17 protein-coding genes are annotated in these 25,140 nt (G+C 39.8%); all 17 read right to left on the reverse strand.

Features of this window, described 5'->3' with window-relative positions:
- Positions 1-13: 13 nt before the first annotated feature.
- Positions 14-253: a glutaredoxin family protein gene (locus QMA00_RS12795; protein WP_016900376.1), complete on the reverse strand. Its 240-nt coding sequence runs from the start codon at positions 251-253 to the stop codon at positions 14-16.
- Complete coding sequence (gene rlmKL, locus QMA00_RS12800) at positions 246-2,363, reverse strand: bifunctional 23S rRNA (guanine(2069)-N(7))-methyltransferase RlmK/23S rRNA (guanine(2445)-N(2))-methyltransferase RlmL (RefSeq protein ID WP_076921385.1); 2,118 nt, start codon at positions 2,361-2,363, stop codon at positions 246-248. The genes QMA00_RS12795 and rlmKL overlap by 8 nt, the downstream gene beginning before the upstream one ends.
- Before the next feature lie 90 nt (positions 2,364-2,453).
- Positions 2,454-2,984 (reverse strand): cell division protein ZapC, encoded by a 531-nt coding sequence (locus tag QMA00_RS12805; RefSeq protein WP_290157535.1) that lies wholly within the window; start codon positions 2,982-2,984, stop codon positions 2,454-2,456.
- 129 nt (positions 2,985-3,113) lie between these two features.
- Positions 3,114-4,124: a quinone-dependent dihydroorotate dehydrogenase gene (gene pyrD / locus QMA00_RS12810; RefSeq protein ID WP_033103389.1), complete on the reverse strand. Its 1,011-nt coding sequence runs from the start codon at positions 4,122-4,124 to the stop codon at positions 3,114-3,116.
- Positions 4,125-4,230: 106 nt separating this feature from the next.
- The gene (locus tag QMA00_RS12815; protein ID WP_290157537.1) at positions 4,231-9,072 is read right to left on the reverse strand and encodes an NAD-glutamate dehydrogenase; all 4,842 of its coding nucleotides are present in this window, start codon (positions 9,070-9,072) and stop codon (positions 4,231-4,233) included.
- Between the two features lie 210 nt (positions 9,073-9,282).
- Positions 9,283-11,604: an MMPL family transporter gene (locus QMA00_RS12820; RefSeq protein WP_290157538.1), complete on the reverse strand. Its 2,322-nt coding sequence runs from the start codon at positions 11,602-11,604 to the stop codon at positions 9,283-9,285.
- Entirely contained in the window at positions 11,604-12,599 is a 996-nt protein-coding gene (locus QMA00_RS12825) for a YCF48-related protein (RefSeq protein WP_290157540.1), read from the reverse strand. Before QMA00_RS12825 ends, QMA00_RS12820 begins: the two co-directional genes overlap by 1 nt.
- A gap of 124 nt (positions 12,600-12,723) precedes the next feature.
- A complete protein-coding gene (locus tag QMA00_RS12830; protein WP_290157541.1) occupies positions 12,724-14,088 on the reverse strand; it encodes a DUF1329 domain-containing protein in 1,365 nt (454 codons plus the stop codon).
- Positions 14,089-14,101: 13 nt separating this feature from the next.
- A complete protein-coding gene (locus QMA00_RS12835) occupies positions 14,102-16,198 on the reverse strand; it encodes a DUF1302 domain-containing protein (RefSeq protein ID WP_290157543.1) in 2,097 nt (698 codons plus the stop codon).
- Between the two features lie 253 nt (positions 16,199-16,451).
- Positions 16,452-16,673, reverse strand: coding sequence for a DUF2835 family protein (locus QMA00_RS12840; protein WP_016900377.1), 222 nt, complete (start codon positions 16,671-16,673; stop codon positions 16,452-16,454).
- Between the two features lie 3 nt (positions 16,674-16,676).
- Positions 16,677-19,271: an aminopeptidase N gene (pepN, locus tag QMA00_RS12845; RefSeq protein WP_076921397.1), complete on the reverse strand. Its 2,595-nt coding sequence runs from the start codon at positions 19,269-19,271 to the stop codon at positions 16,677-16,679.
- 50 nt (positions 19,272-19,321) lie between these two features.
- Positions 19,322-20,785: a Na+/H+ antiporter NhaC gene (gene nhaC, locus QMA00_RS12850; protein WP_175610036.1), complete on the reverse strand. Its 1,464-nt coding sequence runs from the start codon at positions 20,783-20,785 to the stop codon at positions 19,322-19,324.
- 178 nt (positions 20,786-20,963) lie between these two features.
- Positions 20,964-22,988 carry a carboxy terminal-processing peptidase gene (prc, locus tag QMA00_RS12855; RefSeq protein ID WP_076921402.1) on the reverse strand — a complete coding sequence of 675 codons (2,025 nt, stop codon included), beginning with the start codon at positions 22,986-22,988 and terminating at the stop codon, positions 20,964-20,966.
- Between the two features lie 26 nt (positions 22,989-23,014).
- Positions 23,015-23,653: an RNA chaperone ProQ gene (gene proQ, locus QMA00_RS12860; protein WP_008112041.1), complete on the reverse strand. Its 639-nt coding sequence runs from the start codon at positions 23,651-23,653 to the stop codon at positions 23,015-23,017.
- A 16-nt stretch (positions 23,654-23,669) separates the two neighbouring features.
- The gene (locus QMA00_RS12865) at positions 23,670-23,948 is read right to left on the reverse strand and encodes a hypothetical protein (protein WP_008112039.1); all 279 of its coding nucleotides are present in this window, start codon (positions 23,946-23,948) and stop codon (positions 23,670-23,672) included.
- Positions 23,948-24,406: a GAF domain-containing protein gene (locus QMA00_RS12870; RefSeq protein WP_008112037.1), complete on the reverse strand. Its 459-nt coding sequence runs from the start codon at positions 24,404-24,406 to the stop codon at positions 23,948-23,950. Before QMA00_RS12870 ends, QMA00_RS12865 begins: the two co-directional genes overlap by 1 nt.
- 128 nt (positions 24,407-24,534) lie before the next feature.
- Positions 24,535-24,915 carry a hypothetical protein gene (locus QMA00_RS12875; RefSeq protein ID WP_008112036.1) on the reverse strand — a complete coding sequence of 127 codons (381 nt, stop codon included), beginning with the start codon at positions 24,913-24,915 and terminating at the stop codon, positions 24,535-24,537.
- Positions 24,916-25,140: the final 225 nt, after the last annotated feature.

Below are 25,140 nucleotides of genomic sequence, written 5' to 3' on the forward strand. Positions count from 1 at the left end.
TTAATCTTTACTCTTATTCTGCTTGCGCTAAAAACTGCTGCGCCTGAGGTGCAGTAAACGGCCAAAACAATTGCTGGCCTTGTTGATTTTTTAAAACCGGAATACTGATTTGATACTCTAAAATTAAGGAGTCATCGCTCATAATATCAATAAGTTGTAATTCATCAGCTGATGAAAGTAACGGTTTTAACAGTTGCTCTGCTTGCTCACACAAGTGGCAACCGTCTGTGTGATATAAAACCCACTTAGCCATGTTTAATTAACCAGCTATTATGAATTTTTTTATTACGTTTAAAATCGGGAGATAAGGTTTTTTCTGAAATATTTTCCGCTTTTAAGCCTAAGCCCATTAACCCTACTTCGTCCATAACAAAGCCGCGTTTATTGTTAGAAAATATAAGCGTACCCGATGGGCTCAATATTTTTTTAACCCAAGTTAACAGCTTAATGTGATCATTTTGTACATCAAACGCATCTTTCATTCGCTTAGAGTTAGAGAATGTTGGAGGGTCTAAAAAGATCAAGTCGTATTGGCCTTGTGCATGCTCTAGCCATTTTAAACAGTCGGCTTGCTCAAACCGATAACGCGTATTGCTAATATCGTTAAGTGCAAAGTTATCTTGCCCCCATTTTAGGTAGGTTTTTGATAAATCAACGGTAGTAATCGCTTTTGCACCGCCTAATGCAGCATGAACCGACGCTGTTCCCGTGTAGGCAAACAGATTTAAAAAGCGCTTATCTTTTGCATTTTCTTGAATGTAACGACGTGCAAGGCGATGATCTAAAAATAGCCCGGTGTCTAAGTAATCAAATAAGTTAACTTTAAACTTAGCACCAAACTCCTCTACCACCATGGTTCTGTTTTGCTTAGCCATGGGGGTATATTGTTCTTCACCTTTTTGCTTTTTACGTACTTTTACCGCAATGTTTTCAGGTGAAATATCCAATTGTTGCGCTGTTAAGCTAATAACATCTTGCAAGCGTTTCTCTGAGGTCTTTTCATCAATTTCTTTTGGTGCTGCGTATTCAAAAATAACCGCTGAATCTCCATAAATATCAACCGCAACGTTATATTCAGGAATATCTGCATCATACACGCGATAGGCATGTACTTGATTTTGCTTAAGCCAATTTTTTAAGCCTTGCTTATTCTTTTTCAAGCGATTAGCAAAGGCCATTGAACCTTCAAAGTTTAAAGCCGGTTTGTCATCCGTGGTAAGACTCACTTGCTTGTCATCAAGTTGATACAAGTTTAATTCAACATCAAGTGGGCCATTTTTAAATTTATAACGTTTTTGCTTCACCAATTTAAGCAGTTTAAACAAGCTTTCATCCATGCCTAATAAAGCTAGTTTCCAGTGGTTGAAGTGTTTTTTAAAGCCAACACCTAAACTGCGATGTAAGTTAACCAGCTCAGCCATAGAGCCAATTCGCTCACCGTAAGGTAAATTAGAAATAACAACACCCGGCAATTTAGCAACCGCAGTCAATTTAGTTGCATCGCTTTGTTTAAACTTAATTACCGTATCAAGTCCTGCGCGCTGCGCATTTGCAATGGCTTTATCAAGGACATTTGCATCGTAATCATGGCCAATCAACCACAATTTAGGGTCGGTAATATTTGCTAAAAGCTGCTCTTTAAGTTCTTTGAATTTTGCCACTCTAAAGCTAGGTAAACGCTCAAACGCAAATCCTTCACGAAATAGACCTGGCGCTTCATTACGCGCCATTCCAGCGGCTTCAATTAAAATAGTACCCGCACCACAACAGGGATCAAATAAAGGCTGATTAACATTTTCAAGCCAGCCACTGCGCTTAATAATTGCTGCAGCTAAATGTTCTTTAATTGGTGCTTTACCTTGACCTTGACGGTAACCACGCTCTGATAAACGCGGGCCAGAGTAATCAATATAAAGTGAAACACCATGGCGATTTAAACGTGCAACCACTCGTACATTCGCATCTTGCTTATCAACATTTGGGCGCTGTTCATACAGTTCATTAAAATAATCAACAATCGCATCTTTAATCACTAAGCCTGAAAACTGGGTATTTTTAAGCGAGTCGTTTGTGCCATTAAAGTCAACTGCAAAGGTTTGCGTAGGCCCAAACCACTCTTGCCAAGGTTGTAAGCGTGCAAATTTATACAAGCTGTCTTTGTCATTTACGCCTTCTTTTTCTTCAATAAGCATAAGTACACGCGTAGCAAAGCGTGTTGATAAACACACCTTTTGCGCTAGCAATGAGTCAGCCTCAAAGCGAACAGAACCCACAGTTTGTTTTGACACCGTAGCGCCAAGCTCTGTAAGTTCATCAACCAATAAATTTTCGATTCCGATAGAAGTAAGTGCGATAAATTGCAAAGTAAAAACCCTTAATAGCTAATTGCACGGGATTATAACATAGGTTTGCGTACAAATACGCCATAAACACGGTGGGAAAACTAAATTAGATTAAGCGGTTTGACTATCGTACTGTGAGATAATAAGCGGGTGAACACGGTTGTTTAATACGCGGATCACTTCAAACTGTGAGAGTGATAAATTATCGTCAAGCGCAAAGGTTTTGCTTAAATTAATACACACAGAAGCATCAGGGCAATGCTCCACAATTAAAAACTCGCCAGTTTGAGATTCAGAGCTCAAGTTGATAACAGCTTCAGTACTAGGTGTTGTACCCGTGTAAAGTTTAAAAAACCAACTCTTAGCTAAAACGGGCTTTAATTGAAACTTAACCGCGGTGGCATTAAGCGCTATTTGACATAATTGCGCAGGGTTCCACAAGTTAAACTGCTCGAGGTAATAATATACCTGCTCATAAAAAGCGGCATCTTCTAAACTAAAGTAAGGGTTTTTAAAGGTGCAATCCGTTAATTGCCTTAGTTTATAAGGGGTGCATAGTTGCATATCGTCATTTAAATCTAGCAATAAGCGGTTTTTTTTAGCGCACACTATCCACTGCCATTGCTTTGACGCTTGTAACATATGCTCCTCCCTTCCTAGTACTTAATATGTAAATAAGACAATAAGCTTAGAGTATAGCTGATTTTGACCATTTTTAAAATGTCTTTTTAGAACATTTATCGAACGATCAAAAACTTAGATAAAAGATCCTTATAAGCCGTTGATGATCGACTTGACCAATTGTGGTCCTTTATAAATAAATCCAGTGTAAACTTGAATCAAATCAGCCCCTGCGTTCATCTTCTCTTTAGCCGATTGAACGTCATCAATACCGCCTACACCAATGATAGGTAATTGATTATTAGTTAAACGTTTTAGTTCAGAAACAATATGAGTTGAACGCTCTCTAACAGGAGCACCCGATAACCCCCCTGCTTCATCAGCATACTGCTGACCTTGCACTAGGCTACGCTCAAGGGTGGTATTTGTGGCAATCACACCATCAATTTTATTCGTTAATAGTGATTCGCTCACTTGTTCAATTTGAATAGGATCTAAGTCTGGCGCAATTTTAACCAGCATAGGTACATTTTTATTATGCTTGGCAATTAAATCTAACTGTTCATTTTTTAAACTTTGCAATAGGTCATCTAATGCTGCGCCATATTGTAAGTCACGCAATCCTGGTGTGTTAGGTGATGAAATATTGACGGTTATGTAAGATGCATACTCAAACACTTTTCGCATACAGTGAATGTAATCATCTTTGCCTTGTTCATTCGGCGTATCTTTATTTTTACCAATATTAATACCTAAAATGCCATCATACTTTGCTGCTTTTACGTTATTTACTAGATTATCAACGCCTTTATTATTAAAGCCCATGCGATTAATAATTGCATTCGACTGTGGCAATCTAAACATACGAGGCTTATCGTTACCTGCTTGTGGACGCGGTGTTACTGTGCCTACTTCGACAAAACCAAACCCCATTTGGGCGAATGCATCAATACACTCGGCATTTTTATCAAGACCAGCGGCAAGCCCTACGGGATTTTTAAATTCGAGGCCTAAAAAGTTCACAGGCTTATTTGCCACGCTTTGTGACCACGCGGCACTTAACGGTGTATTAGCAAAGCGACGTAAGTTATTAAGAGCAAAATCATGGGCCCACTCCGCATCACGGGTAAACATAAAACGGCGAGCTAAATCGTAAAACATGAATATAATCCTCTTAAAGTTGTAGACAAAAAAATACCTCAGACAAGGCTGAGGTATTATATAACAAAAAACTGTTTAACGATTAATTTTAATCAGTTGCAGTTTATTACTTTGCAGAGGTATCACAATTGTGGCTTAGTAACATAAGCTCTCTAAGTGCAACTGAGAATTTTGCAAAGTCATGACTTTGCGATGTTTTAAATTCAGTTAGCATTTGTTTCCAGCGCTGTAACAACAGATCTTGGCTATCCATCCACTGTTCAATTTGACCATCAACATCACTACTATCACCTTCAAAGCTGTTTAACACTACTTCAGATAATGTACGTTGTTGCCAATCTAACTCTTCACGATATGAAGCACGCGCAAGTGCTTGCCAATGGTTTGAAACAGGTTGATTAGTAATTTGGTCTAAGAACCAATGTAGCCCCATTTGAGCACCAAGTTTGAAGTAAGTGTGCGATACCATATCGATTTTACGGTTAGAGTTTTGCGCAATTTGTGTCAAGTCCATTACAGAGAACAAGCTTGATAACGATACAATACGCTGAGCAATCTCAACCGGAACACCGTTTTGCGTTAGCTCTTCACGTGCACTTTCTATACGATCGCTTTCTGCTTTAACAATGTATTTAGTTAAGTTTTCACTTAAATCGGCAAACGTAGGTGCAAATGCTTCAATTGATTGCTCAATTGTTTGTGCTTTCGTACGGTGACGTAAGAACCAACGAGTTGCACGACGAACAGTACGACGTAACTGGTACAACATTTCTGTTTGTACGCTAGACGGTATCTTGTTATCTAAATCACTAATCGATAACCAAGTTTCACGCATTTGGAATATTTCACTTGCGATTGAATAACATAATGCAATCTCAGCTTCGTTTGCACCTGTTTCTTCATTCATACGCACCATAAAGTTTAAGCCCATATCGTTAACAATATTATTTGCTAACTTAGTGGCAATGATCTCTTTGCGTAGTGGGTGATTATTCATAGCATCGTTAAACTTCTCACGTAATGGGCGTGGGAATGATTTAACCAATAACTGACGATAGTAAGGGTTTTCGGTAATTTCGTCGGTTACTAATGACTCTTTAAGAACCATTTTCGCATAAGAGACCAACACTGAAAGCTCAGGACGTGTTAAATCTCTGCCTGCGGCAGCACGCTCTGCTAACTCCTCATCCGTCGGAATAAACTCAATCGTACGGTCTAACTTGCCCTCTTTTTCAAGCGCATGAATAAAACGAATTTTTTCTTTAAGCGTTGAAGTCCCTTTTGATTGGGTAATCGATAAAGTGTGTGTTTGACGATAACAGTCTTTAAGCACTAATTCAGATACTTCGTCGGTCATTGAGTAAAGTAACTCATCACGTTGCTTACGTGTTAAATCACCTTCGGCAACTAAACCATTAAGTAAGATTTTAATGTTTACTTCGTTATCTGAACACGCAACACCGCCTACGTTATCGATAAAGTCAGTATTAACACGGCCACCTTTAGCTGCAAATTCAATACGACCTAACTGGGTTGCCCCTAAGTTACCGCCTTCGCCAAAGACTTTAGCGCCAAGGTCTTTACCATTAATGCGCAGTGCATCGTTTGCACGGTCCCCTACATCCGCATCTGTTTCTTTAGAGTGCTTAATGTATGTACCAATACCGCCATTCCACAATAAATCAAACTCCATCATAAGTGAGGCTTTGATCAATTCATTAGGCGTCATGCTGGCTTTTTTAGTGCCCAACATTTTTTTCATTTCTGGGCTTAGCGTAATCGACTTGGCTGCACGAGAGAACACACCACCGCCGCTTGAAATTAACTCTTTGTTGTAATCTTCCCATGATGAACGTGGCAAATTAAATAAACGCTCGCGCTCTGGGTAAGAAGCAGCTGCATCGGGGTTTGGATCCACAAAAATATGTAAGTGGTTAAACGCCACTTGCAAACGAATGTGCTTTGATAACAACATACCATTACCAAATACATCACCGGCCATGTCACCAATGGCAACGGCAGTAAAGTCTGTGGTTTGACAGTTAATATCCATTTCACGGAAATGACGCTTAACAGACTCCCATGCACCACGCGCAGTAATACCCATTTTCTTATGGTCGTAACCTACTGAACCACCTGATGCAAACGCATCACCTAGCCAGAAGTTATATTCGGTTGCGATACCGTTCGCAATATCAGAGAAAGTCGCAGTTCCTTTGTCCGCTGCAACCACTAGGTATGCATCATCTTCATCATGACGAGTAACATCAACAGCAGGTACAACTTCGCCGCGCTCAATATTATCTGTGATATCTAATAAGCCACGAATGAAGATTTTATAACATTCTTGGCCTTCTTTGATAAACGCTTCGCGCTCACTAGGCAGTTGTTTACATACAAAGCCACCTTTTGAACCAACCGGTACAATTACGGTGTTTTTAACCTGCTGCGCTTTTACCAAGCCCAAAACTTCAGTACGGAAGTCTTCACGACGGTCTGACCAACGTAGGCCACCACGCGCAACTTTACCAAAGCGTAAATGCACACCTTCAACACGCGGCGAGTAAACGAAAATCTCAAACGCAGGAACAGGCAGTGGTACTTCTGGAATTAAACTTGGTTGAATTTTAAGTGAGATGTAAGACTTAAACTTACCTTCACCATCTTTTTGGAAGTAGTTTGTACGCAGCGTTGCAACAATCATATCAACGTATAAACGGATAATACGGTCATCATCAAGATTCGCTACGTTTTCTAACTCTGCATAAATTTCTAAGCCTAGTTTTTCAAGTGTTTTAGCACTTGCAGGACTTTTAACTGAGAATTTTTTAGCAAATAAATTAACGATTTTAGCCGCGATGTGTGGGTAATTAGCAAAGGTACTTTCGATGTACGTTTGCGAGAAAGTTACCCCAATTTGGCGCATGTATTTAGCGTACGCACGTAAAATTGATGCTTCGCGACCGGTTAACCCACCCATTAACACTAAACGGTTAAAACCATCGTTTTCTAAACGATTTGCCCACACACTGGTTAGTGCGGCACGAAAACGTGCGGAAATTTTATCAAAATCGGCCATCCCTTTGCTATCAATCAGCATTGAGAAGTCCATGATCCAATTAATGCCACCATCACTGGTTTTAACTGAGTAAGGTGTTTCACCTACAACACGTAAACCAAAGTTTTCCAGCATTGGCATCACATCTGATAAGTGAATTGGCTCATCTTTGTGGAATAAGCTTAAACGAACAATATTGCTGCTCGCCTCTTCTTGTGGACGATAAAACAACATCTCAAGTTTGTTGTCATCGTTTAGCATTTCTAGCTTTTCAATATCAACAACAGCGGCACTTGGAAGTACTTCTTCTTTGTATGAACGTGCAAAAGCGTTGCAGTATTTACGGTTTAATTCGTTACCACGTGCTTCACCAGCAGATTCCAGCAAGGCTGATTGGAGTTTATCTTCCCAGGTACGAGCGGCTTCTATTAGATTATTTTCTATGTCTTTCACGTTATATTCAATATTGTTATCGGTCACACGAACGGTGTAATGAGTACGCGCCAGTGTTGACTCTGAGAAATAGGTAGTAAATTCGACTTTAACGTCAGAATTAAATGCATTCGCTAAAATAGCCTGCGTTTCGCGGCGCAGCGCCGTGTTATAACGTTCACGTGGTACATACACCATACAAGATAGGAAGCGACCGTATGCATCTTTGCGAACAAATAAACGACACATATCGCGTTCTTGAATTTGTAACACGCCCATAGCAACTTCAAGTAGTTCATGTTCGCGAGCTTGCACTAATTCGTCACGTGGATAGGTTTCTAAGATATTTAATACCGCTTTGTATGCATGTGTACCCTTAGCAAAATCACACATATCCATAATGCGATTAATCTTGCTTTTAAGAACTGGGACATCAGCAGCGCTGTTGTTATAAAAGTTAGATGAGAATAAACCTATAAAACGGTCTTCACCAATCACATTACCTTTGTCATCAAAACGCTTAACACCCACATAATCAATATAGGCTGGGCGATGAACTCGAGATAATGAATTGGTTTTCGTTAATATTAATAAGTTGCTACTACGTGCTTCTTGACGAGCCACTTCAGGTAACTCAGAAAGCAAACGTGTATGCTCAGCATCCGAGTTTTTCATTAACCCTAAGCTGGTATCCATTTTACCTTTTAACTGATAATCACCTTGAACTGGCGACAGCTCATATTGGCGGTAACCCATTAATGTAAAGTTGTCTTTTACTAGCCAATCTAAAAACTCAACGGTTTCATTTATTTCGTTATCATTTTTATCTTTGTGGCTTTTAGGCAAGCTTTTGCTAACTGCGATTAGTTTTTCGCGAATAGGCTGCCAATCTTCAACTGCAACCGATACATCAACTAATACAGATTCAAGTTCTTTTTTGAAAGACTCAATAACAGTAGCATCTGTTTGACGGTCAATTTCTATGAAGAATACTGTTTTTGTTGATGTTGATTCTTGCTCTGCTTTTAAGCTTGATAACCCTGATATTTTATCGTTTTTATCACGCTGAATTTTCAGTGGGCTATGTAGAAGTAAGTGAGAGGCAATGTTTTCTCGTGTCATGGCCATACGCACAGAGTCAACTAAAAATGGCATATCTTTAGCAATGATCTCTACAATGGTATGCGATGACTGCCAGCCATCTTTTGCCACTTCAGGGTTGAAAACGCGAATAACTGCGTCATCTGATGTATTTTTTTCTAGCGAATTCCAAAGGCTAAGTGCAGCACCATATAAGTCACTGTCGTTGCGATTTGCCAAATCCTCTTTAGACATATTGCTGTACAAGGCTTTGGCGAATTTCTCAACGAGTAACACATTTTCAGCGCGAACTTTTTTCTGGATAAGCTTACAGACATTATCTAGGATAACCGAGGCTTGGCCTTCATTTCGTGTCATTGTATGTTCCTTAATCTATCACTGCTAGTTTAGCAGAGTATTTGTACAGCCATTTATTAGCGTGGAGTCAGTTAAATTCTAACCCTTTTGAAACTAATAAACAGCCTTTTCGATGAAAACATTTTAAGCATTTCAGCTATTTGGTCATCTATTCACAAAATATAGATATAAATGGCCATTACTGGCCATTTTGGAGCAAATTTATTCACCTTATTTTTTCTGGTCAGTCCAGAGCAAGCTGCCAATTGCAGGTAAAAGTAACACTGCGCCCAACATATTTACTAAAAACATGAAGGTAAGCAGAATTCCCATATCAACTTGGAACTTCAAATCAGAAAAAATCCACGTACTTACACCAATCGCTAATGTAATACCGGTAAATAACACCGCACTACCACGTTCAACTAATGCATTACGATAAGCAATACTCAATGGTACGTTTTGTTTTAACTGCCCCATCATCGATGACAAAATATAAATACCGTAATCAACACCAATACCTACACCCAGAGCAATCACTGGTAACGTTGAAACAGTCAGACCAATCTCAAGCTGCACCATCAGTGCTTGTGCCAATGTTGATACTATGTACAAGGGTAATACCACCGCAATTGTTGCTTTTACACTCTTAAAACTAAGTAAGCATAAAATAATAACCGCACCGTAAACATACAACATCATAGGTATTTGCGCTGCTGAAACAGACTCATTTGTTGCTGCCATAACACCAACTGGCCCTGATGCCAATTTAAAGGCAAGTTTATCTGTACCCTCTTCATCGGCAAATTGTTTTACTTTTGTAATCACGTTATCAATTGTTTGTGCTTTGTGATCGTCTAAAAATATAATCACCGGCATTACCGAACAATCACCGTTTAATAACCCTGTACTGGTTTCTACACGTGACGTTGATTGCACTAAGCTGGCAGAATTGCGCGGCAAACTTTGCCACTTTAAATTGCCCTCGTTGTAACCGGCATTGACTGATTGTGCCACTGAACTTAAGCTCACCGCTGACTGCACGCCCGCTAAGTTTTCAACTTTATATTGAAAACGCGATATACGTTCCATTACATCATGCTCTGTACAGGCTGCAGGGTATGCTTCCACAATCACTTTCAAAATGTCAGACGAAATGGTGTATTTGTCCGATATTAAAAAGGTATCTTGGTTGTAACGTGCATCTTGGTGCAACGATGGCGCACCTGCGTGTAAATCACCAATACGCATTTTATCCGCTTGCCAATACCCTAATGCAAATAAAACCAAGGTTAAACCTATGATCACTTTTGCTGTTTTAGGGTCAGTTGCTTTAACTAATAAATCGCGCATTGCATCGAGTATATTAGGTTTGTTGGCATCACCCGATTGAATATGGATGCTGTTTTCAAAACGCATATACGATGCCCATACAGGCAATAAAATAAGGTTAGTAAATATAATAACGGCCACCCCTAAACTTGCTGTAATAGCTAGTTCACGAATGATGCCGATATCTATAGTTAAAAGTGTTAAAAAGCCAACCGTATCTGATAACAACGCAATCCCACCTGGCACCAGCAAAGCTCTAAAGCTAGATTGACAACACACGGCGGTGGTTTTGCCCTCAGTGACTTTTTTACCAATGGCGTTGATCATCTGCACACCGTGGCTTACACCAATTGCAAAGACTAAAAAAGGAACTAAAATTGACATAGGATCAAGGCCAAAGCCTAAACTAGACAATAAGCCTAACTGCCAAATAACGGCAATAATAGAACACACAATTGGTAAAATAGTGAGTTTCAAGCTGCCACAAAACAGCCATACCATGACGAACGTAAACGCAATCGCGATGGCAAAAAATAAAACAACCCCTTTTGCACCTTCAGCGATATCGCCAGCCATTTTTGCAAAACCGATAATATGAATACTGATATTATCAGTACTTAAAGGTTCACGAATTTCGGTTTCTAATTTTTTTGCAAACGCAAGGGTGTCTAATTTTTCTTGTGTTTGCGGATCAGTCTCTAACAGTTGGGCGGTGACCATGGCACACGAATAATCGCTTGCTATCATACGACCCACTACTTTTGCCTTTTCAATGTTCTCTTTAACAATTCCTAAGCCTTGCTTATCGGCTTTAAAGTTGGCTGGTATAATAGGCCCGCCAGCAAAGCCGTCTTCAACAACTTCAACAAAACGGGCACTGGGTGAAAAGATAGAATTTACTAAAGGACGATTTACCCCTGGAATAAAATAAAGCTGATCGTGCACTGCTTTTAATTGGGTAAAAAATTCAGGGTTAAAAATATCACCACTGTCATCACATACGGAAATTAAAATACTATTAGCGCCACCAAACTGTTTCTCATGTTTAGTGTATACCTTCATGTATTCATGATTGAGCGGGATATTTTTATTAAATGACGCATCAAGTTGAATCTGTGTTGCTTTAAAAACCAATAAACAGGTGATCAACACAAAACTTATGAGCACCACTAAGCGGTGTCTAAAAATCGCTTTTTCTAAAAAATCTAAAATTGCTTGCATTAAGGGGTCAACTCCTTCACTTTAATGCCATTTTCTGTCGCCAGAATAAGTCTATCTTTAACAATTACACCATCAAGTATTGCCTTACCATCGGCCAATTGCTCGTATGACAACTCATCATCTTTTAGATGAAAAATAACACCGCTATTAGCCAGTAATAGCCATTGTTTATTGTTGTAGTTGATAATGCTATTAATAGTGGCGGTTTTGTCATTTTCTAAATGCTGCCATTGTCCACTGTCGGTTTTATTTACGAAAATATTACCGCGTAGCCCTGCGACGATTTGTTGCGATGAATCTGAAGCAAATCCAAAAAATGAACCAGGGTAAATTTCATCTAAACGTTGCCATGTTTGGCCATCGTCATCACTTTTTGCCATTAAGCCCATCTCACCGACCAGCATTAAACCCGAACTAGTCGGTTCAATGCGATTAAAGTGAGGTAATATAGACGAGGTTTCTATTTCGTAACCCTCAGGATCGGTTTGTTTTAAATCGTTTAAGTACGCTCTATCTTCACTAAATAACAGTGAATCTAAAAACCGTTTTTGCCAATGTTCGCCGCCATCACTTGTTTGATAAAACATACCGTAGGCGCCCACGGCATAACCATGTAAATCGTCTTTAAAATAAATATCTAAACAGGGTTTATCAAGTGAGGGCTTTGCTTGTTGTAACTGCCAGTTCTCACCACCGTCGGTGGTATTTATAATTGTGGCGTCATGTCCACATGCCCAGCCATTAGAATCATTAGTAAATTCAACCGCTGTTAGTAATACTTGTGTAGGCACTGATTGTGCTTGTTGCCAATTGTTACCATCAACACTTTTAATGACCGTACCGTGCTTACCCACAGCAATGAGCCCTGCTGAGGTTTGTGTGATATCGGTAAGGAGTGTTTTATCTGCATTAATTGCGCTAATTGCACTTTGAGGTGCGTCTTGTGCAAAACTCGCACCGCTTAGGATCAGGCTGGCATAGACCAAATACTTCATAAATTAAATTCGCCTTGAACTGAGGATTTGTTTGTCTGTTAAAAAGAGGAAAACCTGTTCGTTAATAGACAAACGCGATGTGAAAGAAAAAAGGCACCTAGGAAACTAGGTGCCTGCTTTTATACTATCTGCCAGCGCGACGTAAAGCGCTCGATGTGAACTCATTATCATTAAATGACTGAGAAAAATCATACATCTTTTCTTGATTATCTAAACCAATGGCTAAGTAACGACGTGAGTTAAGGTCGTGGTATACCTCAAGCGTACTCCACTGAGTCGGTACTTCGTAATAGTTAAGGCCATAAGCCATTGCTACACGATACAGTTGGTCGCGATTATCGTATATATCGGTAACATGTACTTGCCAGCTGTCTTCATCAATGTAGAACACACGTTTTTTATAAATATGGCGCGTGTTATCTTTTAAGTTTGCTTCAACAACCCACACACGGTGTTTTTCATAACGTGTATGCTCTGGGTTGATGTGGCCAGGCTTTAAAATATCATCATAGGTTAGCTTATCACTGTGAAGCTTGTAGCTATTGTATGGGATGTAAAGCTCTTGCTTGCCTTTTAGCGTCCAGTTATAACGATTTGGCGAGCCGTTAAACATGTCAAAATCATCGGTTGTACGTAAGCTATCTGCTGCTGTACCCGGAGCATCATACGCTACATTAGGTGCACGACGAACACGACGCTGACCTGAATTATACGTCCACGCTTGACGTGGTGTTAATATTTGATCCATGGTTTCATGTACTAACAATGCCGTACCTGCCAAACGTGCTGGCTCTGTCACTTGCTGTTTAAACTTATACAAAATATTAGAGTCTTGTAGTTCAGCCGGCGTTGCACTTGGATCTGAATACTTAACTAATAACTGCTCATCAAAACCAACATAGTTATATGAACCCGATGCCGTCGGTGCTGCCTGACCACCAAAACGCTCAATTGATTGACCACGATAGCGAAGTAAATGGTTCCAAATTGCTTCTAAACCTGTTTTAGGAATTGGAAATGGAATACCAATTGCTGTGTTCTTAATGCCGTTACCGCCTTCAACTAATTCAGCTGTAGTAGCAAATTTCTTTGTCGCATCGTATACAAACTGTGGGTATGACGCTGAACGACGTGTTTTGTAAATAGGCATTTTAAACGTATCTGGGTACGCTTCAAATAATGCTATTTGCCCTGGGCTTAAATTTTCTTTGTACTTATCAATATTGCTTTTATCTATAGTAAACAATACTTCATCAGTTGCGTAAGGGTCTAAGTGGTGCATACCCGGCTCATAACCTGCTGGTGCAGCAGTAATACCGCCGTTCCACGCTGGGATTGAACCATCTGCATTAGCTGCTTTTTCTGCCCCAATTGGGCTTAAGTCTTTACCAAGGCGCGCAGCCTCTTCTGGACTAATTTTAGCCAGTGCTGTGTGACTTGCAAACAAACTACAAAACGCTGTAGCAATGAGGGTAGGTTTTTTAATCATAATAATGTTACCCCTAGATAGAATATTTTAAGTTAAAAGAAACGTAATCTCGGTCAGAGAAAGTGTTGGTGTCGCCACCACCCCAAAATGAGTTGTAACTTACATCTAAAGACCATGCATTTTGGTAATTAAAGCTCATAGTAGCACCTAGCGACTTACGATCTTCAATGAATAAGAACATTGGATCAGGCGTATTACCATTAACATCATGCGAGAACACAAAACGGGGTGAGAAGTTAATACCATTGTAAATATTAAAGTAATCACCTTTGGCAATTAAGCGATAACCCCAAGACGACGCCGTAGCAAACGATTTTTGCTCAGGGCCATTTGATAAAGCCATATGCAATGCAGAATAGTCTGAACTACCAGGGCCTTGCATAATACCGCTTCGACCAGTACCAGACACATTCAAGCGCATTTCATCGTATTCAGGCATATTGTTGATACGAACACCACCAATTTCACCCACCACAGCCCAGCTATCAGCACCTAATGAAGGGCCAAATAAATGCGTTGCCGTAAACTGTAATTGTGATGTATTGCGCTCAATATAACCTTTGGCTAATTCACCAGGGCCGACAACACTTGCAGCATCACCTTTACTCATTTGCGAAATACCTGCAAACTCAGGACGTAAACCCGCAATAGCTAATTGTTCAGGCATTGCTGCATAAAGTAATTCTACGTCATCGATTTGTAATGGTTCGTCTTCACGGAAAGTGAATTCACCTGCAAACGCGGTTTCACCCAGCGAGGTATTAAAACTCAAACCATATAGTTTAATATCTTCAGGGTATTCGTTTGTCGCTTTAGCAAATGCTTTTAAGTCAGAGACGTTATCAGAGGTAATTTCAGTGGTGGCAATCATCGCTAAATCTTGTTGCAATGATGCTTGCGTGAAATTAGATACGCGGCCCGAAATAAGTGGACGGCGGCTGTGATAATTTACATGGTAAAGTGCCACTTCTGTATCGTTCCACTCTGGCAAAAACATACCTAAGCGTAAACCATATTGGCCGCCATCATCAGGTTCGGTTTTTCCATCATAGCCTTTACCTTTAAGGACAACCTTAGTTGGGTACGCTAAGTACATATTGGCCAGTAATTGTTGTCCAGCTGCACTTGAAGGGTCAATACCTTGGCTCGCAGCCACTTGGCCATAAGTTGCCATCAGGTTATTCAAGTTATCTGTTAAAAACGCTAAGTCAATATCAGAATTTGAGGTAAAACCAAGCTGTACATTTTGTTGATAACCGTTTTCAGCCGCAAAATCATTGGTAGAAAAATAAGTCCCTGCTGCTGGTAGGCGAGTTTCATGCCATTGATACTGATAAAAACCTTCTAAGGTGATGTTTTCAGTAAGCCCTAGCGATGCCCACAACATACCAACTGGAATAAACGCTTCTTTTAGTTCAGCCCCTGGAGCTTTCAAACGGTCAATATCAACCGGGTTTACGTTAATACCATGAGAAATTAACGTACTTTCACCCCAGTTTACTACTTGTTGACCCAAGCGAATTGACAGTGGATTATAACCATCGTTTAAATCAAAGTTCGCCCATACGTAGGCATCAAGTAAACGAAGGTCTGCACAACTTTGCTCTTTAGTATCATCATCATCACACGGATCTACACCCTGACCTGATGTTGGATTAACGTAGGCACGATCGCCGTCCATTAATTCAAAATCATAAAAGTACATAAAACGAGTAAATAAGCCGTAGTTATCTTTACTTATTGATAGATCATGCGTGCCTTTTAATAGCTTTGAAAAAGTTTCGCCGCTATCAAAGTTTAAATCGCCTGCATCACCATTATTTGAGTAAGAGCCCGGTTGAGCCCAGACATCTTGAGATGAATAAATTGTATTGATTGCTGGGTTATAACCTGTCCAATCAAATGATGGGTTATTACTTTTACCAATGAGGTTAAAGTCACGGTCTTCTACGCGAATACTTTGCCCATAAGAAAAAGTAGAGTCGAAAGCGATATCAAAACCGCCTACCTCAAATGTTGCAGCCTGTGTCTGTGCTGCTGATAAACCGATAGCCGCAGCTGTTAAGCCGAGTACTATTTTATTTTTAACAAAAAGCGATCTTCTTATCATTTTGGTTCCCCCCTGTCGCGGGTATTTTTTGTGTGATCAAGTTATTGTTTTTAGTGTAATCGTAACGATAGAAGCGAATTAAACAAATTACAAATGGTCGCCTTCAATCAGTTATAAGTTTTTTATTTGTTTAACGTTTACGTATTGGTAAGACGTCATACCAGATAATTTATACACGTAAATTAACAATAGAACAAATCGAAATTAACAAAAAGGCAATATTTGTGTATATCTATATCACAAAAAACAACAGCTAGGCTACTCGTTCGAGACGGATGAACTTGTTTTCATTACTTAAAATAAGTCTAAACCGACCACGAATACCTAAACTAGACATGAAGGGCCGAAGATAATGCGCAGCAAAACGAATTGTTTTGCCGCTATCAGCTGTTACTTGAATTGAGCTATACCGGCCATGGTAATAATCCATGCACTCGTTATAGCTCAAATTTATATAAAAATAATGTTCTATCATGATTTATTGTAAAGCTTTTTCAACCTTTTCAAATAAATCATCGCTTAAACCTTCTAAATTCGAAAGGCGCTCTAATTGCGCTTTCATTGCACTGGCACGGGTTTCATCATAGCGGCGCCATGACATAAACGGCGTTAACATACGTGATGCATTTTGCGGGTTAATCGCATTAAGCTTAATTAATAAATCGCCAAGTAATGTATAACCTTGACCATCTAAGCGATGAAATTGTGCGGTATTAAAGTGCGAAAAACTCCCCACTAAAGCACGAACTCGATTCGGATTTGAAAAATCAAAACATGGATGTGTATACAAGGCCTTAATTTTCTCAATGGCATCATCAGCGCTGTTCATTGCTTGTAAAGCAAACCATTTATCCATTACTAGCACATCATGGCGCCATTGGCTGTCAAAATGCGCAAGTAATTGATTTGATAATGGGTGCGCAGCTTTAACTACACTGCTCAAAGCGCCAAGCACATTAGTCATATTTGTTGATGCTGCTGCCTGCTCAATTAAGCTTGCCGCCTTAGCACTGTCTGTTTTTGCTAAATAGTGCAAGCAAAGTTGTTTTAAAGCGCGAATAGCCACCGCTTTGGCACTCACACTACCATCATCCGTGATTGCCTGATAACAACTTAAAAACTCAGTATGTAGTTGTTTGGCAATTTGTTGTTCGAATAGCTCAATATTGGCAATAATGTCATCAACCGGAATAACGTCAAACTCCGCAGCTAAAGTATCAAAACTAGGCAGTTTTAAGAGTTCAGCAATCAGCGCTAAGTCACCCTCTCGTTGCGATATTAGCACCCTAAGTGCATCAATAACGGCATCGCTTAGTGGTGTATTACTAGCTGAAATAACGTTTGCCTTGAGTGCATTAATAAACAATTGTTGTTGTGCATCCCAGCGTGAAAAGTCACTGCGTGCAAAACGCATAATATGTAATAAATCAGCTTCAGTGATCTGTTGATTCAAAATACACGGTGCTGAAAAATCTTCTAGCAATACGGCGGTTGGACTGTGTTCAATATTATCAAAATGAAATGTTTGTTTAGCTTGAGTAACATTTAATACGCTATCAACCTTTTTACCTTGGTATTGCAATGCAATACCTTGGCCTTGCTGATCTAAAAGCTCAATCGCAAAAGGAATATGTAACATCGCATTATCAGGCTGATTCAGGGGCGCAAGTTGCTCTATAGTGAGCGTGAAGATTTGTGCACTTTCATCATACGCTTTGGTAACGTTTAAACGTGGTGTCCCACACTGATTATACCAACGCTTAAATTGTGATAAATCAATGGATGATGCATCACTCATTGCCGCAACAAAATCATCGCAGGTAACCGCTTGGCCATCATGACGCTGAAAATACAGTGTCATGCCTTTTTGAAAATTTTCCTCACCCAACAATGTATGCATCATACGAATAACTTCAGCCCCTTTGTCATACACTGTAACGGTGTAAAAGTTATTCATTTCGATGACTTTTTCTGGGCGTATTGGGTGTGCCATTGGGCCGGCATCTTCGCTAAATTGATGAGTGCGCATCACTTTTACCGCGTCAATTCTATTTAGCGCACGAGAGCCTAAATCACTGCTAAACTCTTGATCTCTAAATACCGTTAAACCTTCTTTTAAAGACAGCTGAAACCAATCACGACAAGTTACACGATTTCCGGTCCAGTTATGAAAGTACTCATGGCCAACAATAGACTCAATGGTGTGGTAATCTTTATCGGTTGCCGTTTCTTGATTTGCCAGCACGCATTTGCTGTTGAAAATGTTTAACCCTTTATTTTCCATTGCTCCCATATTGAAAAAATCAACGGCAACAATCATATAAATATCAAGGTCATACTCTAAATTAAAACGTGACTCATCCCAAACCATCGCTTTTTTAAGCGACGTCATAGCATGCTCTGTTTTAGGTAAATTCCCTTTATCAACAAATAACGCTAAGGTGACGTCTTTACCACTACGTGTTGTGTATTTGTCGTGTAAAACATCAAAGTCCCCAGCTACTAATGCAAACAAATAGCTAGGCTTTTTGAATGGGTCTTGCCATTTTACAAAATGGCGTCCATCTTGCGTTTCACCGCTATCAACTTGATTACCATTTGAAAGTAAATGTGGGAATATTGTATCTGCAATTATAGTGACATCAAAAGTAGAAAGGACATCAGGACGGTCCATATAGTAGGTTATTTTTCTAAACCCTTGCGCTTCACATTGAGTACAATAAGCCCCGCCCGATAAGTACAACCCCTCAAGTGATGTGTTTGTTTGCGGTGAAGTTTGCGTCACTATGCTTAACTGACATTCATCAGGCAGATTATTAATGATTAATTGCTGATTTATAATTTTATAATCTGTGAGCTCTGCACCGTCAATCGATAAAGAAATCAAAGTTAAGTCAATGCCATCTAATACCAGTGGTGCATTTGAATCACCCACGCGTTTAAGCGTTAATAAAGCATTTACTTGAGTCGTTAATGGCTGTAAGTCGAAAGTCAGCTCAGTATGCTCGATTGAATAATCGGGGGCTTTATAGTCTTTTAAATATTCTGCTTGAGGTTTTTGTAGTTCAGTCATGATCACTCCAAAAAAATAGCCCCTTTTAGTGATAAAAGGAGCTACTTAAATTAAGCCGTTTGCTTAGGCTTGATACGCAGTATCTTAATACCTAAGTAAGCATAAATAACGGCTAAGAAAGGATTTATAAGGTTGAAAAATGCATAAAGTGCATAATCAAACGGATTGATTAATAAAACACTTTGCATATACGCACCACAGGTATTCCATGGTATGAGCGGGCTGGTAATTGTGCCCCCATCTTCTAATGTGCGTGACAAATTAACCGGCTTTAACCCGCGCTTTTTATATTCTTCTTTAAACATACGCCCGGGTACAACAATAGCAATATACTGATCTGCTGCGATAATATTGGTACCAATACAGGTAGCAATAGTTGAAGCAATTAATGAACCGGTACTTTTTGCGATTTTAAGAATACTTTTAACAAATATATCAAGTAGACCCGTTTTTTCCATAATCGCACCAAACATAAGTGCCGTCATGATCAACCATGTCGTGGTTAGCATGCCTGACATGCCACCGCCACTGAGTAACGAGTCCATTTTTGCATCACCGGTAATAATAGTAAAACCGTCAAAAAAAGTGGTCCAAACCAGTTTAAAGTAACCAACAAATTCACCTTGGGTCATATCTATTTGGCTAGCAATTAAATCAGATTGAAATAACAATGCCCATACAGCGCCAATGACAGCGCCTATAGAAATAGCCGGAAACGCTGGCATTTTTCTTATTGCTAAGACTAGTAACACAATTAAAGGCACCAACATTTCTAAACCAATATTAAAGTTTTGCTGAAGAATTGCATTTATTTGGTCTATTTGACCAGCCTCTCCCGCTGCTGTCGCGTTAAAGCCCATGAAAACAAAGATGATTAATGCAATCACAAAGCTTGGAACAGTTGTCCATAACATATGGTGAATGTGTTCAAATAAATCAGCGCCAGCAACAGCCGGTGCTAAATTAGTTGTTTCTGACAATGGGCTAAGCTTGTCGCCAAAGTAAGCGCCTGATATAACTGCACCCGCGGTAACTGTCGGCTCTAGGCCAAGTCCAGAAGCAACGCCAAGTAATGCGACACCTATGGTCGCTGCCGTGGTCCACGAACTACCAATACTCATTGCTACAATGCCACAAATTAAACAACTCGCGGCGTAAAACCAGCTAGGGTTGATTATTTGCAAGCCGTAATAAATTAAGGTCGGAACCGTTCCTGATAATAACCAAGTTCCGATAAGTGCCCCCACCATGAGTAGAATTAAAATAGCGCTAAGAGATAAGGTAATTCCCTCAATCATTGCATCTTCTAATTTTTTCCATGTGTAGCCATTTTTTAAACCAATTAGTGCTGCAGCGAAAGTTGCAAACAACAAGGCAATTTGATTGGGACCTGACGATGAATCATCGCCAAATAAGTACACGGCGGCACCTAACAAACAAATTAATACAGTAATTGGAATGAGTGCATCAAAAAGTGTGGCACTTTTAAGTGGTTTTTCTTCAATGGGCTTCAAAATATAGACTCCTACACACATTCGATGCATGTTGATTATTTTTATTAGCACGTACGCGCATTTATTGAGCAGTGTTGATCTAGCTCAACTTTTGGTAATCCGCGATTATAACAATTTAGCAAATTATCGATAGTAAAAAAGGCGCCTAAGCGCCTTTTTTTAACGAGCAAAGCCTTAATTAGCGCTTAGCCATACGACCGTATCTAATATAATCTTGCGTTATTAGTGCCGCTTCTTCAAGGAATGGGTCGAGCTTTTCAATCACCTCTGGTACATCATCCAAGTTTTCTACAGGTTGTTTGCCTAAACGCTTTAAACGCTCGTTAGTGCGTGCTAGTGCTCGCGCTTCATTTTCTTCTTTTTCTTTAATGCGCTTTTTCTCGACTAAAGAAATTGTTTTACGATCTTTTTCTTCGTTGTAACGAGCGATATCCTCAAACACATAATTAAATTCAGGTTCAGTTTTAATTCGCTCATTGTGCTGTTTTTCAAGCACATTTATAACAGGATTTAAACGCTCTATTTGCTTATACTTCGCTTGTACTATGCTATCCCATGGTAGTGCATTATCTTGCTTACTTTCCCCCCACTCTGCAGGGTCAATAGCCGATGGGAACGTAATATCTGGGATCACCCCTTTATGCTGTGTACTACCACCATTAATGCGGTAAAACTTTGCAATTGTATATTGCACACTACCTAATGGATTATCGTATAAGTCATAAGCACGTGCGAGGCCTTTATGCTGCTGCACAGTGCCTTTACCAAAGGTTTGTTCACCAATAATAACTGCGCGGCCATAATCTTGCATAGCCGCTGCAAATATTTCAGATGCAGACGCGCTGTATCTATCAACAAGTACCGTCAGTGGGCCATCGTAATAGGTAATGCCATCACGGTCTTTTTGCTCTTCAATGCGATTATTTAATGTATGAATTTGTACCACTGGGCCTTGATCAAAAAACAAGCCTGACAATTGCGTCGCTTCATATAGCGAACCACCACCATTTTGACGTAGGTCTATAATAATACCGTCAACTTTTTGCTCTTTTAATTTAGCAAGTTCTACTTTTACATCTTTAGAAAGGTTGTTGTAAAAGCCAGGGATTTCGATTACCCCTATTTTACTAGTCAGATCCGAATAGCTGGCTTCAAATACTTCTGATTTTGCTGCTCGGTCTTCCAGACGAATTTTATCACGGGTAATCTCAACTACCTTTGGCGTACCGTGAGCATCAGCACCCTTTAAATATTGTAAACGTACTTTAGTGCCTTTAGGCCCTTTTATAAGATCAACCACGTCATCTAAACGCCAACCAATAACATCAACAAACTCTTCGCCCTCTTGAGCCACACCAATAATGCGATCATCGGCTTTAATCTGCTCAGATTTGTCTGCAGGGCCTCCTGGAACTAGACTACGAATAACCGTGTAGTCTTCATCAGGCGTTAATACTGCGCCAATCCCCTCAAGCTCTAAGTCCATGTCCATTTTAAATTGTTCAGCACGTCGAGGTGACAAGTATGAAGTATGCGCTTCAATACTGCGTGCTAGCGAGTTCATTACAATTTGAAATGCGTCTTCAGATTTTGACTGAACAAGGCGTTTTTCTGCGTTTTTATAGCGCTTAGTCAACACCTCTTTAATGCCTGGCCAATCTTTGCCAGTCATTTTTAAACGCAGTGCATCATATTTTACCCGTTCGCGCCAAATTTCATCAAGCTCAGCTTGGGTAATTGCCCACGGTGAATCTTCGCGGTCATAAAAATATTCATCTTCTTCGTCAAACGTCATTTCGTTTTCAAGTAGTGACAGTGAAAATTCATAACGTTCAAAACGGCGTTTAAGGCTTAAGTTGAAAGTATCAAACGTAAACCCTAACTGGCCGCTAAGAAGCGCGTTATCAAAACGGTTACGATATTGTTCAAATGAGTCTATATCGCTTTTTAAGAACACGCTTTTATTAAAATCAAGGGATTCGATGTAACGATCAAATACTTTACTCGAAAGCTCATCGTTAAATCGAACGGGTGTGTAATGTGAACGAGTAAATAGATTAGCCACTCGTTTGCTGGCTGTACCGTGCTGACTTTCTTGTTTTAACAAGGGTAAGTCTTCTAATGTTACCGGCTCTACTGCAGCAAATAACGAACCTGAAAACAGCGCAGCAACTAACGGAATGAGCGTAAACTTTTTACTCATACACAACTCCTTAATTTTTTCGCAACTTAAATAATGTATAAGCTGTCGGCTTTGGTTTTTACTTGCATACCTGTCACTAGTTCAACATGAACATCGTCTTTGTTTACTTCAGTGATTACTGCATTAACAAGTGCTTGGCCAAGTTTAACTTTAACCTTGTTATTAACCTTGACCTCGCCTGCAGGTAAAGGTTCAACTTTTCCTGAACGCTTAGGCGCAGCGGCTTTGGCAGGTTTTGCTGCAGCTGATGGATTTTTAGCTGAATGCGCTGGCTTCTTCTTAAAAGATTTTGCATCTGAGTCTTGACGTGGGCGTTGCTGCTTTTTGCGCTTTGCCATTTTAGCACGGCTTTCTTCCAACGCTTTTTGTGCGTGGTCGATATGCTCTTGCTCAACTTTCTCGCCTTGATTTCCGTCAAGATCAATACGGAACTCAGATTTAGTAACCGCTTCAAGATAGCGCCAGTTAGATGTGTATTTTCTAAGTGCTTGGCGTACTTGTGTTTTACTAACTTTTTCAGACCCTTCAATACGCTCAGCGATATCTTTAAAGATACCTACTTTAAGCGGCTGAATGCCTTCTTTTTGTTTAAAACATTGTGGAAATTCTTGGTATAAGAACTCCAATACTTCATTAATATCTTTTAGCTTGTTTGTGGTTTCCATTTTAGAACCTATTTAATCACATCTTTTCATCAAGGGCAGAATCAACATAGTGGATGCTCCAATCAACTAACTCTTCAAAGTCAGTTTCAATCACAGCCATATCACCACGTAAATGTTCCCAAATACCATTTATAATTTCATCAATTGAATCACAGTCTAAATCATCAGGTAGACGATCCCAGGCCATGTGAATCAAATCATTGAGCGTTTCCGCTACATGTTCTTCTTCACCTTCCCAATCACCTACATCTTGAACGGCGAATAGGTAATCTTGAACATTTAGCAAATCTTTCATTACAGGCTAGCCTCTAAGCATTTTACAAGTGCTTCAAGCCCTGCTTGGTCATCAGTATCAAATCGGCCAATACTTGGGCTATCTATATCAAGTACCGCAAATACACGGCCGTTTTTCATGATAGGTACAACTATCTCAGAATTTGACGCCGCATCACAGGCTATATGACCGTCAAACGCATGCACATCTGAAATTAACTGGGTTTGCTCGGTTGCCGCAGCAGTGCCACATACCCCTTTCCCTACCGGAATACGAATACAAGCTGGATTGCCTTGAAATGGACCAAGTACCAATTCTGTCGGTGAATCCATAAAATAAAAGCCCGCCCAATTCACATCTTCTAAAGAAGTAAATAATAGCGCGCTAATATTTGCCATATTGGCAATTATGTTTGATTCACCGCCTATCAGCGATTCAGTTTGCTTAACTAATGACTGGTAAAAATCGTGCTTTTGCATACCAAACTACTTCTTATTAAACATACAGTAGCTAAAGGTACTCTTTGTCACTAAAAATTGAAACCTTTTGCGGGTAAAAAAAAGGAAATTACATGGTTTTACGACACACTTGATTAAATATTCTGCAATTAGCTTTGTACCGATTTACGCAGGCCAAATAAAAACAGTCCTGCAGCAAATCCCGACATCACACTATTGATTAAAAATATCTCGCCAGTAGTCGCACTAAGCAGATAGCTAAAAATAGCGCCACCCAGTAAGCCAAGAGTTAATACCCCAGAATAATTCACCTTAGAATACTTAAACATAAGTAAGTAGCCTGGCACCACAAACGCAGCCATCGTTAACCCTACTATGTGGGCATTAGCAATGGCCGTCATCAATAGCCCTAAAAAGATAGACACCGCGTCACCACGCATAGTCAATGCGTAATATATTCCTAGCATACTGCCGATAATAACAGGAGATAATAATGAAAGTGCGACGCTTTTAGCAAGTTGATGTTTCATAGTAAGAACCTTAAATACACAAGCATAAATCTTATTTCTTAGCATGCCCTAAGAGCTGTAGCTTATAAATAGAGACTATGGTCGTATTTTTTAACTAAATATACTTGGTTTTGAGGTTAGGTATAGCGAAAATTAGACACAAAAAAGCCCGCTAATAAGCGGGCTTTAATATAATGGTGGAGAGATAGGGATTTGAACCCTAGAGGGGCTATAAACCCCTGCCGG

It is taken from the genome of Pseudoalteromonas sp. APC 3694 (assembly GCF_030407565.1).
Lineage (GTDB): Bacteria > Pseudomonadota > Gammaproteobacteria > Enterobacterales > Alteromonadaceae > Pseudoalteromonas > Pseudoalteromonas tetraodonis.